This window comes from Streptomyces sp. NBC_00299, assembly GCF_036173045.1.
GTDB classification, from domain to species: domain Bacteria; phylum Actinomycetota; class Actinomycetes; order Streptomycetales; family Streptomycetaceae; genus Streptomyces; species Streptomyces machairae.
Window position 1 is genome coordinate 9,031,752 of sequence record NZ_CP108039.1, and the last position, 15,001, is coordinate 9,046,752.

General features: G+C 71.2%; 13 protein-coding genes. 5 read left to right on the plus strand and 8 right to left on the minus strand.

The window, feature by feature from the left end; all coding sequences use genetic code 11:
- Positions 1–53: 53 nt before the first annotated feature.
- Complete coding sequence (locus OHT51_RS40140; protein ID WP_328883835.1) at positions 54–1,271, minus strand: saccharopine dehydrogenase family protein; 1,218 nt, start codon at positions 1,269–1,271, stop codon at positions 54–56.
- A gap of 141 nt (positions 1,272–1,412) precedes the next feature.
- On the opposite strand from OHT51_RS40140, the gene OHT51_RS40145 reads away from it, so the two are divergent.
- Positions 1,413–2,114, plus strand: a complete 702-nt coding sequence (locus OHT51_RS40145; protein ID WP_328884589.1) for a TetR/AcrR family transcriptional regulator — start codon at positions 1,413–1,415, stop codon at positions 2,112–2,114.
- Between the two features lie 84 nt (positions 2,115–2,198).
- On the opposite strand, the gene OHT51_RS40150 is transcribed toward OHT51_RS40145, so the two are convergent.
- Positions 2,199–3,107 carry a LysR family transcriptional regulator ArgP gene (locus OHT51_RS40150; RefSeq protein ID WP_328883836.1) on the minus strand — a complete coding sequence of 303 codons (909 nt, stop codon included), beginning with the start codon at positions 3,105–3,107 and terminating at the stop codon, positions 2,199–2,201.
- A 66-nt stretch (positions 3,108–3,173) separates the two neighbouring features.
- Between OHT51_RS40150 and OHT51_RS40155 the strand changes: the two genes are divergently transcribed.
- Positions 3,174–3,797: a LysE/ArgO family amino acid transporter gene (locus OHT51_RS40155; protein ID WP_328883837.1), complete on the plus strand. Its 624-nt coding sequence runs from the start codon at positions 3,174–3,176 to the stop codon at positions 3,795–3,797.
- A 77-nt stretch (positions 3,798–3,874) separates the two neighbouring features.
- Positions 3,875–5,173 (plus strand): MFS transporter, encoded by a 1,299-nt coding sequence (locus OHT51_RS40160; protein WP_328883838.1) that lies wholly within the window; start codon positions 3,875–3,877, stop codon positions 5,171–5,173.
- 3 nt (positions 5,174–5,176) lie between these two features.
- On the opposite strand, the gene OHT51_RS40165 is transcribed toward OHT51_RS40160, so the two are convergent.
- The 5 genes from OHT51_RS40165 to OHT51_RS40185 all read right to left on the minus strand — a co-directional run bounded on the left by OHT51_RS40165 (position 5,177) and on the right by OHT51_RS40185 (position 11,450).
- Entirely contained in the window at positions 5,177–5,632 is a 456-nt protein-coding gene (locus OHT51_RS40165; RefSeq protein WP_328883839.1) for a cyclic nucleotide-binding domain-containing protein, read from the minus strand.
- A gap of 306 nt (positions 5,633–5,938) precedes the next feature.
- Positions 5,939–7,414, minus strand: a complete 1,476-nt coding sequence (locus tag OHT51_RS40170) for an aminotransferase class I/II-fold pyridoxal phosphate-dependent enzyme (protein ID WP_328883840.1) — start codon at positions 7,412–7,414, stop codon at positions 5,939–5,941.
- Positions 7,415–7,459: 45 nt separating this feature from the next.
- A complete protein-coding gene (locus tag OHT51_RS40175; protein WP_328883841.1) occupies positions 7,460–7,681 on the minus strand; it encodes a hypothetical protein in 222 nt (73 codons plus the stop codon).
- 62 nt (positions 7,682–7,743) lie between these two features.
- Positions 7,744–9,987, minus strand: coding sequence for an FUSC family protein (locus tag OHT51_RS40180; RefSeq protein ID WP_328883842.1), 2,244 nt, complete (start codon positions 9,985–9,987; stop codon positions 7,744–7,746).
- Between the two features lie 71 nt (positions 9,988–10,058).
- On the minus strand, positions 10,059–11,450 hold the full coding sequence (locus tag OHT51_RS40185) for an NAD(P)/FAD-dependent oxidoreductase (RefSeq protein WP_328884590.1): 1,392 nt from the start codon (positions 11,448–11,450) through the stop codon (positions 10,059–10,061).
- A gap of 349 nt (positions 11,451–11,799) precedes the next feature.
- On the opposite strand from OHT51_RS40185, the gene OHT51_RS40190 reads away from it, so the two are divergent.
- Together OHT51_RS40190 and OHT51_RS40195 are read left to right on the plus strand one after the other, a co-directional pair.
- Complete coding sequence (locus OHT51_RS40190; RefSeq protein WP_328883843.1) at positions 11,800–12,402, plus strand: hypothetical protein; 603 nt, start codon at positions 11,800–11,802, stop codon at positions 12,400–12,402.
- A 31-nt stretch (positions 12,403–12,433) separates the two neighbouring features.
- Positions 12,434–12,985, plus strand: coding sequence for a fibronectin type III domain-containing protein (locus OHT51_RS40195; RefSeq protein ID WP_328883844.1), 552 nt, complete (start codon positions 12,434–12,436; stop codon positions 12,983–12,985).
- A 6-nt stretch (positions 12,986–12,991) separates the two neighbouring features.
- Here OHT51_RS40195 and OHT51_RS40200 read toward each other — a convergent pair whose 3' ends face one another.
- Entirely contained in the window at positions 12,992–14,899 is a 1,908-nt protein-coding gene (locus tag OHT51_RS40200; RefSeq protein ID WP_328883845.1) for an AMP-dependent synthetase/ligase, read from the minus strand.
- Between the last annotated feature and the right edge of the window lie 102 nt (positions 14,900–15,001).

A 15,001-nucleotide genomic window follows, 5' to 3' on the forward strand; every position in this document is an offset into this window, starting at 1 on the left:
CGAGTCGCCTGTCGATGCGTAAGTGAAACCCGTTTGGACACCGGCGAATCCAGTCACTGTTCGCGCATGCCCCACGGGGAGCCGTACGCGGTCAGCAGGTCCAGGAAGGGGCGGGCCGGGAAGGCCTCAGGGCCCAGCACGCCCGCGCCCGACCAGGCGCCGGTGGCGAGGAGTTCGAGGGCGACGACCGGGTTGATGGCCGTCTGCCACACCACGGCCTGGCTGCCGTACTCCGCCATGGACCACTGGTTGTCGACCACGTGGTAGAGGTACACCTCACGCGGCTTGCCGTCCTTGACGCCCCGCACCCAGGTGCCCGCGCAGGTCTTGCCGTGCATCCGGTCGCCCAGTGTCGCCGGGTCCGGCAGACATGCCGCGACGACGTCCCGGGGCGAGACCGCCACCGGCCCGGCGGCGCTCGGCACGGTCACCGGCTCGGTGCTGTCCAGGCCCAGCAGGTGAAGCGTCTTCAGCGTGCCGATGAACTCCTCGCCGAGGCCGTACTTGAAGGTCACACGGCGCGCGTCGACCCAGCGCGGCATCAGGAGCACCTCCTCGTGCTCCACGTTCACGCACTCCACCGGGCCGATGCCCTCGGGGAAGTCGAACACCTCGGGCTCGCTGAACGGTGCGGTGGTGAACCAGCCGCGGCCGTCCTCGTAGACGACCGGCGGATTGAGGCACTCCTCGATCGTCGTCCAGATGCTGAAGGACGGCGCGAAGTCATAGCCGTCGACGGTGAGGTTCGCGCCGTCGCGGACGCCGATCTCGTCGATCTCGTCGAACAGTTCGTCGGCCGCGTGCCGGGCGAACACATCCGACAGGCCCGGCTCCACGCCCATGCCGACGAGGGCCAGCGCACCCGCCTTCTCCCAGTCGGCCGCCGCTTCGAACTGGGCGTCGCCCAGCTTCACCCCGCACTCCTCGTACGGTCGCTCCGGGTGCGGCCGTGACAGTGACATCGCCATGTCGACATAGGTGGCCCCGGCGGTGCGGGCGGCGCCGAACAGCGGCATCACGAACCGCGGGTCGGTGGCGTTGAGCAGCACGTCGCACGCGTGCCGCGCCAGCAGTGCGGCCACCGCCGCCTCGTCGTTCGCGTCGACGCGCTCCGGCCGGAACCGGGCGTCGCCGCCGAGGGCCGCCACGGCCGCCTCGGCGCGCGCGAGGTCGTAGTCGGCGACCACCATCGCCTCGAAGAACGGACGCCGGGCGGCGATCCGGGTGATGGCGGTGCCCACACCGCCGGCACCCACGAGCAGTACACGCATGACAAGACTCCCTCGGCTTGAAGGCCTACGACGTGGTGGGGCCCCACAGGAGATACAACGCGGCCCGTTCACGTAAGGTCAATGGCGTTGGCATAAGACGGAGCGTGCGGCATGGACTGCGGCACAGGGACGGAGAGCATGGTGCCGAAACCGGTCGTTCCGGAGGAGAAGCGGCGCCGACGCCGTCCCACGAAAAGCGGCACCGTGCTGTCCGAGCGGCTCATCGTCGAGACGGCCCTGCGCATGCTGCGCGAACACGGCAGCGCCGGTCTGACCGCCCGCCGCCTCGGTCTGGCCCTCGATGCCGACCCGAGCACGCTGTACCGCTACTTCCGCGGCATGGACGACCTGACCCTCGCCATCGGCGACGCCCTCATCGGCCAGGCCCTGGAGGGCTGGGAGCGGACGGGGGAGTGGCAGGAGGACCTGCGCGCCGTCGGGCTGCGCATCCACGCCGCGTACGTGGCCCATCCGCAGGCCGCCGCGCTGACGACCAGCCGGGTCACCGGCCGGGCCAACGAACTCGCCGCCGACGAGTGCGTGCTGGACGTCCTGCGGACCGCCGGGTTCTCGCTGCCGGACACCGTGCGCATCTACCACGCCTTCATCGACCAGGCGCTGGCGTTCGCGGCGCTCGACGCCGCGTCGTTGGCTCTGCCGAGTGACTCGTTGCGCTCGGACGAGGGCATGTGGCGGTCGACGTATGCGCGGTTGCCCCGGGCCACCCATCCCCGGATCGCCGAGGCGGCGCCCCTGCTGGCGAACCGGATGGTGACGAGTGCGTATCCGACGGCGCTGGACATGCTGTTGGCCAGCGCGGCCACGGAGTTGGAGGCGCTGTAGTGCTCCGACGGCTGTGCCGCGACACGCCGTCGTGCCGGCCGCCGGCACCAAGTCGCCCGTGATGTTCAGCGTCGCCCGTGACGTTCAGCCGCGAAGTGCCTCGGCCGCCGCCCTCGTCACCGCCTCCGTGACCGCGGCCAGCGCCGGTGAGTCCAGCTTCCACTGCTGCCAGTACAGCGGGACGTCGAGCGGCCGGTCCTGGGCCAGGTGCACGAGGCGGCCGGCTTCGAGGAGGGGTTCCGCCTGGACCTGGGGGATCAGGCCCCAGCCCAGTCCGGCGACCACGGCCGACAGGAAGCCCTCCGAGGTGGGGACGTAGTGCCGCAGGGCGCTCGCGCCTGTGCGGCTGTGCCGCAGCCTGCGGACGAACGCGTCCTCGAGATCGTCACTGCGGTCGAAGGACATCACCGGCGCCCGCGTGAGTGCGTCCCCCAGCGAGCCGCCCAGATGCCGCTCGGCGAACTGCGGGCTCGCCGCCGCCAGATAGCGCATCCGGCCCAGCGGCCGTACGGAACACCCGGCCACGGGGTCCGGCGAGGAGGTCACCGCGGCCATCACCAGGCCCTCCCGCAGCAGCATCGCGGTACGGCTCTCGTCCTCGCGCCGCAGCTCGAAGCAGAGCTGTGGCTCCTCCGGCACCCGGGTCAGCGCCGCCAGGAACCACGTCGCCAGCGAGTCGGCGTTGACCGCGATCGACACCTGGGTCGCCTCCCCGGCGCCGCTCATGCCGAGCTCGGCCCGTGCGTCCCGCTCCAGCCGGGCCAGCTGACGGGCGAACCGGACGACGACCGCGCCCGACTCCGTCGGCCGGACCGGTTTCGTGCGCACCAGCAGCACCCGCCCCGTGCGCTGCTCCAGCGCCTTCACCCGCTGACTCACCGCGGACGGCGTCACATGCAGTGCCGCGGCGGCCGCGTCGAACGTGCCCTCGTCGACCACCGCCAGCAGGGTCCGCACCTGGTCGAGGGGAAGCTCGGTCAGCTCGCTCTTCACGACTGCTAATGATACGTAAGAATCTTTAGCTGTACGTCAAGAGATCGCTTCCCTAGCGTCAATGGCATGACAAACGCCTTGACCACCGCAGCCGCCGGCTTCGGCACCGGCCTCTCCCTGATCGTCGCCATCGGCGCCCAGAACGCCTTCGTGCTGCGCCAGGGAATCCGCCGCGACGCGGTCCTCGCCGTCGTCGGCATCTGCGCCCTGTCCGACGCGCTCCTGATCACCTTGGGCGTGGCCGGTGTCGGCGCGGTGGTCGTGGCGTGGCCCGGAGTGCTCACGGCGGTCGCCTGGGTCGGCGGGGTGTACCTGCTCTGCTACGGCGCCCTCGCCGCCCGCCGCGCCGTCAAGCCGGGCGGCGCCCTGCTCGCGGAAGGCGAGGCGGTGCGGTCACGGCGGCGGGCGGTGCTGACCTGCCTCGCGATGACGTGGCTCAACCCGCACGTCTACCTCGACACCGTCTTCCTGCTCGGCACGGTCGCCGCCGACCGGGGCCCGATGCGCTGGACGTTCGGCTTCGGTGCCGTGGTCGCCAGCCTGTGCTGGTTCGCGGCGCTGGGCTTCGGGGCTCGTCTGCTGAGCCGCCCCCTGGCGAAGCCCGTCGCTTGGCGCGTCCTGGACGGACTGGTCGCCGCGACGATGGTCGTCCTGGGGGTCTCCCTGATCTCCGGGGGCGGCGGCACCTGATCCGTCCTCCGAACACCCGCCCGATGCTGCGATAGTGATCCCCGACGAGAAAGATGTAACGAGCATCCAGGAAGCGCGTGGACACCAGCGAGAGCAGCACCGAACCACAGGAGAAGGACCCGTCCGCGGTGATACCCGCGCGGCGCGGCTGGCGACGCTGGGCCATGGACACCCGGCCCCTGCGCCGCCCGGCCTACCGCCGCCTGTGGTCCTCGACCATCGTCACGGCCGTCGGCAGCCAGCTCACCGCGGTCGCCGTGCCCAAGCAGATCTACGACATCACCGGCTCCTCGGCCTGGGTGGGCGCCGCGAGCCTCGCCGGGTTGCTGCCGCTGGTGGTGTTCGCGCTGTGGGGCGGGGCCATCGCCGACACCATGGACCGGCGCAAACTGCTGCTGATCACCAACAGCGGCATCGCGGTCACCTCGGTGCTGTTCTGGCTCCAGGCCGTCACCGGCCTCGCTTCGGTGGCCGTACTGATGGTGCTGCTCGCCCTGCAACAGGCGTTCTGGGGGCTCAACGCCCCGGCCCGCAGCGCCTCCATCGCCCGCCTGGTGCCCGCCGACGAGTTGCCGGCGGCGAACGCCCTCGGCTCGACGGTCATGCAGACGGGTCAGGTGGTCGGCCCGCTGCTGGCCGGCGTGCTCATACCCGTGATCGGCCTGGCCGAGCTGTACCTCATCGACGCGCTGGCCCTGTGTGTCACCGTCTGGGCCGTCGCACGGCTGCCCGCGCTGCCGCCCCTTGGCGCCACCGCTCAACGCCGCGCGGGCGTACGGGAGATCGTGGACGGCTTCCGTTACATGGCCCTGCACAAGGTGCTGGTGCTGTCCTTCCTGGCCGACATCATCGCCATGGTCTTCGGCATGCCCCGCGCCCTCTTCCCGCAACTCGCGAGCGAGACCTACGCGCCGTACGGCGAAGGACTCGCCCTCGGCCTGCTGTTCGCGGCGATCCCCATCGGTGCCGTGCTGGGCGGACTGTTCTCCGGCACGTTCTCCCGGGCCCGCCGGCACGGCTGGATGGTGATCGGCGCGGTCGTCGCCTGGGGCGCCGCCATCACCGGCTTCGGGCTGAGCGGAAGCCTGTGGCTCGCCGTGGTGTTCCTGGCTCTCGCCGGGGTCGCCGACATGGTCTCGATGGTCTTCCGCGGGTCGATCCTGCTGTCCGCCGCCAGCGACGAGATGCGCGGCCGGATGCAGGGCGTCTTCACGGTCGTCGTGGCGGGCGGCCCACGCCTCGCCGATGTGCTGCACGGCACGGCGGGTTCGGCCTTCGGCGCGCGCACCGCGACCGTGGGCGGCGGACTGCTCGTCGTCGTCGCGATGCTGGGCCTGGCCGCGGCGGTGCCCGCCCTGCGCCGCTACCGGGTCTGAGGGTCAGAGGGCGCTGCGCCGATGCTGCCCGTACTGCTCCATGAGCCTGCCCCGGGTCATCTCCAGCCGGTGCGCGAGGATTTCGGCGACGTGCCGGATCAGGGACATGCCGAGCGCCGGTTCCTCCTCGCACAGCCGGAGCACCGCATCGGCCTCGAACTCGTAGGCGCGCACTTGGCTGAAGGCCTCCGCGCCGAAGTCCCACTGGTACGGCGGGAACAGCCAGGACCAGCCGAGCAGATCGCCCGCGCCGAGGCTGGCCACGGTGACCCGTTGCACGGACGTCACCTGCTGGTCGAGGGAGACGGCGCCCGAGCGGATGACCCAGAAGCGGTCGGCCGTGCCGCCCGCCTCGAAGATCCGGGCGTCCTCCGGGAAGGAGACCTCCCGGGCGAGCGCCATCAGGTGCTGGCGCTGGGGCGGCGGAAGGGCGGTCAGCAGTTTGATCGCTTTGGTCATGACACGGGGCTCCTCACCGACGACTGAGGTTTCCGGTGCTTCCCTGCGTCCATTTCAGCCGCTACGGCGGCCGTGAGCACCTCGGCGGAGCGTGGTTTCGGTTCTGGCCGGGAATCTCCGCGGGAGCGGGGCGCCCGCGGCATTAAAAAGCCCTGGCTGGACGGGGGAGACCAGCCAGGGCCGTATGTGGTGGTGCAGGGGGGACGATTGCGATCTTCTCGCGGTCTACCCCGAGACCACTTATGAATGAACCGTAAACCATCTCGCCGGGTTCTGCGTAGCCGAGACCGGGGTAAGTGACCGGTTTCACTCGCCCTCCGCCACCACCCTGACCGTCTCCAGTCGGGGATCGCTCGGATCGGGGAGGTTCATGCCCGCGGCGAGACCGGTGACGAGATAGCGCAGGACCGGTCCGGTCAGCCGTTCACCCGGCAGCACGACCGGGATCCCGGGCGGATACGGCGTGATCATCTCGGCGGCGACGCGTCCGGCGGCCCTGTCCACCGGGACGTCCTCGGTGGCGGCGAAGAACGCGTCCCGCGGTGTGACGGCCTGTTCCATGCGCAGCTGCGACGGCGGCGGCACGTCGATCCGGGGCGCGGGGCGCAGCTCGGGCGCCGCCTCGGCGAGGGACTTGAGCGCGGCGAGCAGTTCGCCGGCCGTCCCGTGATCGTCGCCGTGGGTGATCTGGGTGGCGATGCGGCGGTGGTCGTTGAGATGGGCGTCCACGTTCCGGTGCTCCCGCAGCCAGTCGGCGGCCTGGAATCCGCAGATGCCGAGACCGTCGAGGTCGATGACGACCGGCAGCGGGTCGAAGTCCGCGGCGAGTCCCGCACCGCAGAAGTCGTCCCGGTCGTTGACGTGCATCCCGTCGATCTCCTCGACCGCGGCCCGCACCTCGGCCACGAGATCGAGCGCGGAGCCCATGATCTCCTCGCCCCGCAGGGCCATCTGCCGCCGCCAGCCGTCCATGCCGGCGAAGATCAGCACCGACGGACTGGTGGTGCCCAGCAGGTCCGCCCGCATGCGCAGCACCGTCGCCGGGACTAAATCCCCCTGGAGGTGGAAGACCGAACCCTGCTCCAGGCCGCTGCCCATCTTGTGGATGCTGGTCACGCAGATGTCGGCGCCCGCGTCCATCGCCCACGACGGCAGCCCGGGATGGAACGGCAGATGCGCACCCCAGGCCTCGTCGACGACCAGCGGGCGCGAGCGGCGGTGACAGACGTCGGCGATCGCCCGCAGGTCCGCGCAACTGCCGTACGGCGTCGGGCTGGTGACCAGCGCGCCCTTCGCGTCGGGATGGCGCTCGAACGCCGCCTCGAAGTCCGCCGCGGACGGAGGGTGGGCCAGATGCCGTTCGGCGTCCCACTGCGGCTCGACCCAGACGGGCTCGATGCCGGACAGGACGAGACCCGACACGACCGACTTGTGGGCGTCCCGGCCGAGCAGCAGCTTCTCGTGCGGGCCCGCGACGGCCAGCATCGCCGCCTTGACGGACAGGGAACTGCCGCACGTGGTGAAGTACGTGTGCTCCGCGTGCACGGCGTCGGCCATCAGATCCTCGGCGTGCTCCAGGACGCCGCTGTGGTGCAGCCGGTCGTCCAGACCGCCCGACGCCAGTACGTCACCGAGGAACACCGCGTCGCCCAGCACCTCCCGCACCGCGGGGTCGGCTCCCCGGGCCTGCTTGTGGCCGGGCGGCGTGAACGACGTCCGCCCCTGCCGGTGGTAGTCGGCCAGCGCTTCCAGGACCGGGGCCCGGGTGTGATCGGCTGTCATACGCCCTCGGGTGCCCACCCGGCATGGTGCCAATCGGGGCGCCGGTCAGCCGTCCTCGGCGTGCGAGCCGGGGGAGAGGAACTCGTCCAGCACGTTGATCACGCTCTCGTAGGCGATCGTCCGCACGGCGGCGTCCCGGGCGCCGGCGGGGTCGGCATGCTCCAGCTCGTTGCTGCGGGCCTGCCAGACCCGCTCCTCCCGCCGGGCGTAGGCCCTGGCGCGCTGCATGCGCCTCAGCAGTTCGTCTGAGTCCACGACATCGGTCATGACTTCCGCGTACCCCGGTATCGCCAGGACGAGCCCTCATCCCCGGTATCGCAGACAAGCCGTCATCCGTCCGATGCCTTCACGGGCACGCCCAGGGGACGGGCCAGACCGGACACGGCCTCGTCGAGGCGTTGCAGATGCCGCAGGACACGGTCGGTGACGCGGCCGTAGCGCGGTGCGCCGGGGACGTTCCGGCCCAGGAGCGAGGCGATGCTCGGGCCGGTCTCGAGGCCGGCCGTGGAATGTTCGTCGGTGACGTGCGCGGCGATCGCCTCGATGTTGTGCGCGATGCGCCCCGCGGCCCGGCGCAGCCGGGGGTCCGCCGCGATCGAGGGATGGGTGGGCAGCAGCTCGGCGGTCGCCGCCAGCGCACGCGCGTGATAGGCGCAGGTCTCCAGCAGCGCGACGACGTAGCGGGCGGTCTCCTTGCGGGCCCGCAGCGGCGTCACCGGATGCGTGAGCGGCTGCACGGCGGCCCGCAGGTCGGCCAGCGCCTGGTCCAGTTCGCGCGCCTGGTCGAGCAGCTCGACGGGCGGACCGCCGCTGAGCTGGTCGACGGCACTGCGGGTGACCTCGCCGAGCCGTTCCAGCACGGTGGCCAGCAGTTCGTTCGTACGGCGGTCCGTCTGCACCGGCAGGACCACTGCGGCCGCGATCACCCCGCAGGCCGCGCCGAGCGCGGTCTCCTCGATGCGCAGCACGAGCACCGAGAGGCTGTAGGTCTGCAGCAGGGTGTACAGCAGCCCGAGCGCCGCGGTCACGAAGAAGGACGACAGCGTGTACGACAGCGGTGCCGAGTAGAACATCGCGAAGACGAACAGCAGCACCAGCGCGAACGCCGTCCAGGTGTGGCGCCCGACGGCACCCGCCAGCACGATGCCGGCCAGGACGCCGAGCACGGTGCCCAGCAGCCGGCGGTAGCCCTTGACCAGGATCTCGCCCGTGGAGGCGGTGTTGAGGAACACGATCCAGCAGGTCAGCACCGCCCAGTACCAGCGGTCGCGGGACAGCAGCTCGCCGCCGATGATGGCCAGCGTCGACCCCACGGCCACCTGCACGGCGGCGCGCGTCGTGGGGCGCCGCAGCCCGGCGGGCTCCTCCGACGGGGCCTCCTCCTCCACGTCGAGCACGGCGTCCTCCGCGTCCAGCTCCTCGCGTGAGCGCGCCGTGGCCGGGCTGTCGTCCGCCTCGTCCGGGGCCCCGCCCAGGGCGATGCGCAGCCCGAGGACCGCACGGGCAGCCTCGCCGATGGCCCGGAAGGCGTCCTGCACGGCGGGGGAGGCGTCGGGCAGGTTCTCCTCGTCGCGGTAGGCGAGGAGCCGGTTGCGGACCTGGGACAGCGCGGTGCCGGAGGCCTGGCCGACGGGGTGCAGGACGAGCAGGCGCAGGGCCTCGATGTCACGGCGCAACGTGACGGTCGCCTCCTCCCGGACGGGGTGCCGGCTGCCCGACGGGACGGGGGCGCCCGGCAGATGCATGGCCAGGGTGTCGGCGCGCTCGGCGCCGCGTGCGGCGAGCAGCGACAGCCCCAGGCGCTCGGCCGCGATCTCGGCGTCCGCGACGCGCCGTTGGACGAGCCGGGCCATGGCCTCGTCGGCGGTTCCCTCCTCCAGCCGGCCCTGGATCAGCAGCGCCGTCTCGTGCAGGCGCGCGGTGCCCTCCCGTACATGCTCCAGGGCCCGGTCCGCCTCCTGCGGACCGGCGCCGAGCAGCTCGAGCTGCGCCGACAGCAGCTGCGCCAACCGGGCGCGGAAGGCGCTGCGCAGCCGTTCGAGCACCCCCGTCGGCGTCTCGGGGACGAGCACGAACCGCACCAGCGCGCTGCACGCGAAGGCCACGGCGACCGCGCCGCACAGCGCGGGCAGGCCGGACACGGTGGCGCCGACGAACAGGGACATGAAGTAGGTCTGGAAGCCGATCAGGCCCAGCGCGGTGCCGCGGTCGCCGAATCTGCGGCCGTAGACGGCACAGAAGATGAGCGCCACGAAGAACAGGTCGCCGGCCACGACATGACGGTGCAGCAGTGCCGCCAGGGTCATCGAGGCCAGCGCCACCGGGAGGCCCAGGGCGAGGGTGACGGCCTGCGGCCCGCGCTGTTTCTCCCGGATGGCGAAGGTGGCGACCATCGCCGCCAGCGCGCCCGTCACCAGGTGCGTCACATCGGCGCCCAGCAGGGCGAGCACGGCGACCGCGAGGGCGATCGCACCCGCCGTGCGCAGCCCCGCGGCCAGCCGCAGCAGCCCGGGGTCCGACGCCGCGACACGGTCCCGCACGCGCGCCCGGACCGGCCCTCCCGCTGACCTCACGCCGACGTACTCTCTCCCGCTCTCTTGCTGGTCACACCGCGAACCGAAGGCCCTCAGCCGAGGCCGTCACCTCACTCAGCCGTCCCTTCGGGTGCCTGGGATCCACCCTTCCCGGCCACGCGCTCCTGCAGCTGTTCCGGCGTCAGGTACGCGTGGATGAACTCGAAGTCCTTCAGCTTGGCCGGCCTGCGTGCCTGGAACCCGGTACGCACGAAGTCGTCCCCTGCGACGGCGTTGAGCAGCCAGTTCGTCAGGACGCGCGTCTTGGCGACGTTGGTGCGCAGTGCCGACCAGTGGTAGCCGCGGGCGACGGCCATCGCCGGCAGGCCCTTCAGCTCGACGCCGAGGGGCTTGGAGACGGCGTCACGGCCGCCGAGGTCGACGACCAGGCCGAGGTCCTTGTGCTCGTACCGCCGCAGCGGCTGGTTGCGCAGGGACGCGATGACGTTGTCGGCCACGACCTTGCCCTGGCGCATGGCGTGCTGGGCGGTGGGCGGGCAGACGGCGCCCTCCTCGCCCTTGGCGATGTCGGGTACGGCGGCGGCGTCGCCGAGCGCGAACACACCGTCGTCGCCGGGCAGTTTCATCTCGGCGGTGACCGCGAGCCGGCCCCGGACCGTGTCCGCGCCCAGCGTGGCGATCAGCGGGCTGGCGACCACCCCGGCGGTCCAGATCAGGGTCCGGGTGGGAACCACCCGGCCGTCGGTGAAGGTGACCTCCTCGGGGCCCGCCTTGGCGATGGACACGCCCAGCGAGATGTCGACGCCGCGCCTGCGCAGGATCTTCTGCGCCGCGGTGCCGAGCTTCTCGCCCAGTTCGGGCATCAGCCTCGGCGCGATGTCGATCAGATGCCACTTGATCAGGTGCGGGTCGAGCCGCGGATAGCGCTTGACCGCGTTGTGCGTCAGCATCTGCAGGCAGGCGGCGGTCTCGGTGCCCGCATATCCGCCGCCGACCACCACGAACTGCAGCCGGGCGGCGCGCTCGGCCGGGTCCTGGCTTGCGTCGGCGAGGTCCAGCTGGGAGATGACGTGGTCGCGCAGGTAGGCGGCCTCCGCCAGCGTCTTCATGCCGTAGGCGTGGTCGGTGAGCCCGGGGATGTCGAAGGTGCGGGTGACGCTGCCGGGAGCCAGCACGATGTAGTCGTACGGCTCGTTGACGGTCCGGTCGGTGATGGTGCGGATGACGCATACCTTGGCTGCGAGGTCCACGCCGATCGCGCCGCCCGGGATGATCCGGGTGCGGTACCTGCGGCTGCGGCGCAGGGACACGGCGATCGACTGGGGCGTCAGGACGCCGGAGGCGACCTGGGGCAGAAGCGGCAGGTAGAGCTGGTAGGAGGACGGCGTCACCAAGGTGATCTCGGCCTCGTCGGCGGAGAGTTTGCGTTCGAGTCGGCGAACACAGCCGACTCCGGCGAAGCCTGCGCCAACCACCAGGATCCTGGGTCGTGTCACGGTGATCTTCCCTTCTGCGGCTCCAGGCGGTCTGCCTCGACGTCGTTCGCCTGCCCCTGGATCGCGGCTTCGCACGCCTCGATCCCACCGCGCCACCGGCCGTTCCGCCAGCCGGGTGCGGCAGGCAGATGAACCCGTCGTCAGCCACCTTGCCCCAACGGGCGCGGGGGCACACCGGTTCGGGTGTGAAAGACGTGTCCGCTCGATCTCTTGACGGCTGATTGGTCTGAACCTAACGTCCGTCTCGCTCGTCCATGTCAGGGATCGCAGTTCATATACATGACCAAGCGTCTCTCGTCATACGCGTGGCCAGGTGCGTGACGTGCGGTCCTCCCCCCATCCGACAGGAGGCAGGATGCTCGTACGCCTGCGCACCCTCACCGTCACCACGGCGCTGTGCGCCACATCCCTGCTCGCCGCCCCACACGCCTTCGCCGAAGTCGAGCCCGGCGGCTGGCAGTCGGTGTCACCGACCTACACCGTGCAGGAACGGGGCTGCGGCCAGGTCGACGGCCTGACGTTCCGGCTCACCTGCTCCACCGCGAGCGGCGACCAACGGGCTGAACGGCGCTACGCCACCTACACCGGCGGAACCCGCCAGTTCGAGGGCTACTTCCGCATCACCAGCCTCAGCGGCACCCGGATCAGCCTCAAGCAGACCTTCAACGAGTCCGGCTCCGGCCCGTACTTCATGCTCGCCGTCGAGCGCGGCGGCCGGCTGTACGCGGTGCACGGCGGCGCCACGCTGTCCAACGCCGGCACCGTCGGCGCGACGGTCCGCGTCAACACGGTCCACCAGGTCGGCGTCGAGCACCGCACCTACATCAACGGCTCGCTCAAGCACACCTACGACAGCCCCGGCGGCAGCTTCTACGACAAGTTCGGCGCCTACCGCACCAACAGCGGCAGCGGTCAGGCCACCGTGGAGTGGAGCAACGTCCGCTTCTGGCGCAAGTAGCGGCCGCCGTATGCGAGGAAAGGCGCGCATCGTGGCGTCGGCAGCGCTGATCCTGGCGCTGCCGGCCTGCTCGGCTCGCTCGGCCGGCAGCACCGCGGACACCGACAAGCCACTGCGGGGTGTCCTCACGACACCCACGGACATCGACCTCGACTGGACGGACGACCGGCCGGGAGTCGCGGGTCACCTGCTGGAGTTCGCGACCGAGGAAGCGGGCCCCTACACCGTCCTGGACTACCTGCCCCGGCAGGTGTCGGACTACCGCCACCCCGACCTCATGCCGCACACCACGTTCCACTACCGCCTGCGGACCTACCGGGGCCCCGTCTCCCGGCCGGCCCGCGCCGAACTGCCGGACGGCATCCGCTTCACGTGGACCGACGCATCCTCGGACGAGGACGGCTTCCTCCTGGAGATGCGCAGGAAGAACAGCACCGGGTACGAACCTGTCGCCGTCGTCGATCCGGACGTCACCGCCACGACCCTGGTCACCCTGCCCGGCGAGAAGAACGCGTCCTTCCGGATCCGCGCCTTCGTCCTCGGCGAGCAGTCCAACGTCGTACGGCTCACCACGGGCGAGTAGGCACGCTCAGCCGAAGACGTTGTCCGCGTCGTCCCAGTGCGCCGGCTCGTCCACCAGGTGGTCCCGCGGCACACGCGAACGTGCCTGGTACATCGCGTCGATCTGGAGGGCGTAGTGCCGCACGATGGCGTCCCGGCGCAACTTCATCGACGGTGTCAGCAGGCCGCTGGCCACGTCGAACGGCGCCGGCAGCACCCGGAACACACGGATGGACTCCGCGCGCGACACCGCGCTGTTCGCGGCGGCCACGGCCCGGCCGAGCTCCTCCCGCAGCGCGTTCTCCTCCCGTGCCTCCCGGATCCGTGCGTCGCTGCGCACCGCGAGGGAGTCGCGCCAGTACGCCAGGAAGTCCGGGTCCAGGGTGATCAGGGCCCCGACGCAGGGCCGGTTGTCGCCCACGATCACCGCCTGATGGATCATCGGATGCATCCTCAGGCGCTGCTCCAGGAGCGCCGGGGAGACACTCTTGCCGCCGCTCGTGATGATGACGTCCTTCTTGCGCCCGGTGATCGTCAGATAGCCGTCGGAGTCCAGCCGCCCGAGATCCCCGGTGGCCAGCCAGCCGCCGCGCAGCGCCGCCCGTGTCGCGGCCTCGTCGTTCACATAGCCCTGGAACACCGACGGCCCGCGCACGAGGATCTCCCCGTCGTCGGCCACCCGGATGTCCATCCCCGGCAGTGCCTTCCCGACCGTTCCCGACAGCTCCCGGCCCGGCGGTGGTGCCGTGACCCCGCCGCAGGTCTCGGTGAGGCCGTAGGCGTCGTTCACATAGATGCCGATGCCCTCGTAGAACAGGGACAGTTCACGGTTCAGGGACGAGCCGGCGGACGTCGCCCGGCACACCCGGCCGCCCAGCGCGGCCCGCAGCTTGCGGTACACCGTGCGTTCGTACAGGGCGTGTTGCAGCCGCAGATCGTAACGGGGGCCGGGCCCGCCGCCCAGCCGCTGCCGTTCCAGTGCCGCCGCGAAGTCCCGCGCGGTGTCGGCGGCCCGCTCGAACAGCGCGCCACGGCCGGCCTGCTGTGCCGTGCGCAGGAAGTTCTTGTAGATCTTCTCGAAGATCGACGGCACGGCGCACAGATAGGTCGGCCGAAACGTGCGCAGCGCCGCCGACAACGCCTCCCCGTTCAGCTCGGGTTCATGGCCCATCAGCATGCCGCCGCGGATGGCCAGCCCTTGCACCACCAGGCCGTACACATGGGAGAAGGGCAGGAAGGCGAGAACCGACGCCTGCTGCTCGCCGGGCGGGATCACGGTGTGGCCCCAGCCCGCGAGGAGGGTGTCGCAGGTGCTCGCCAGACCGCGGTGGCTCAGCGCGCAGCCCAACGCGTGACCCGTGGTGCCCGAGGTGTAGACGACGGCGGCGGTGGAGTCCGGCAGGACGATACGGCGCAGCGAATCGACCGTCGCGAAGGGGATGAACTCGCCGCACTCCACGAGCTTTTGAAGCCCCCCGGCGTCCAACTGCCAGACCTGCCGCAGCATCGGCAGAGATCCGCACACGGAACCCACCGTCATGATGGCCTGTTCGTCCTCGACCACCACGGCCACGCATTCGGCGTCCCGCAGGATCCACTCGACCTGGTCGCGCGACGACGTCGGATAGATCGGCACCACCTCGGCGCCCACCGCCCACAGGGCGTAGCAGAACACCGTCCACTCGTAGCGGGTGCGGGCCATGACGGCCACCCGGTGGCCCGGTGAGATCCCGGACGCGATCAGGCCCTTGGCCAGATCGGTCACTTCGTCGCGCAGTTCCACGGCGGTGACCTCCTCCCATGTGGTGGAGGAGGGATCGGGGCGGCGCGCGAGCATCGACAGTGTCGGATCGAGAGCCGCCATCTCGAAGACGCTGTCGGCGAGCCCGCCGGCCAGGGGCGTGACGGTCGGGGGAGCGAGGCCGAGGTCGCGCATGCGCTGCTCCTGATGTGTACCGGGTGTGACATCACCGATGAGTTCCGTTATCGGCGGTGCCCGAATCTAGCCCAGCTGGGAGCGCGTGGTGTCGAGAACTGA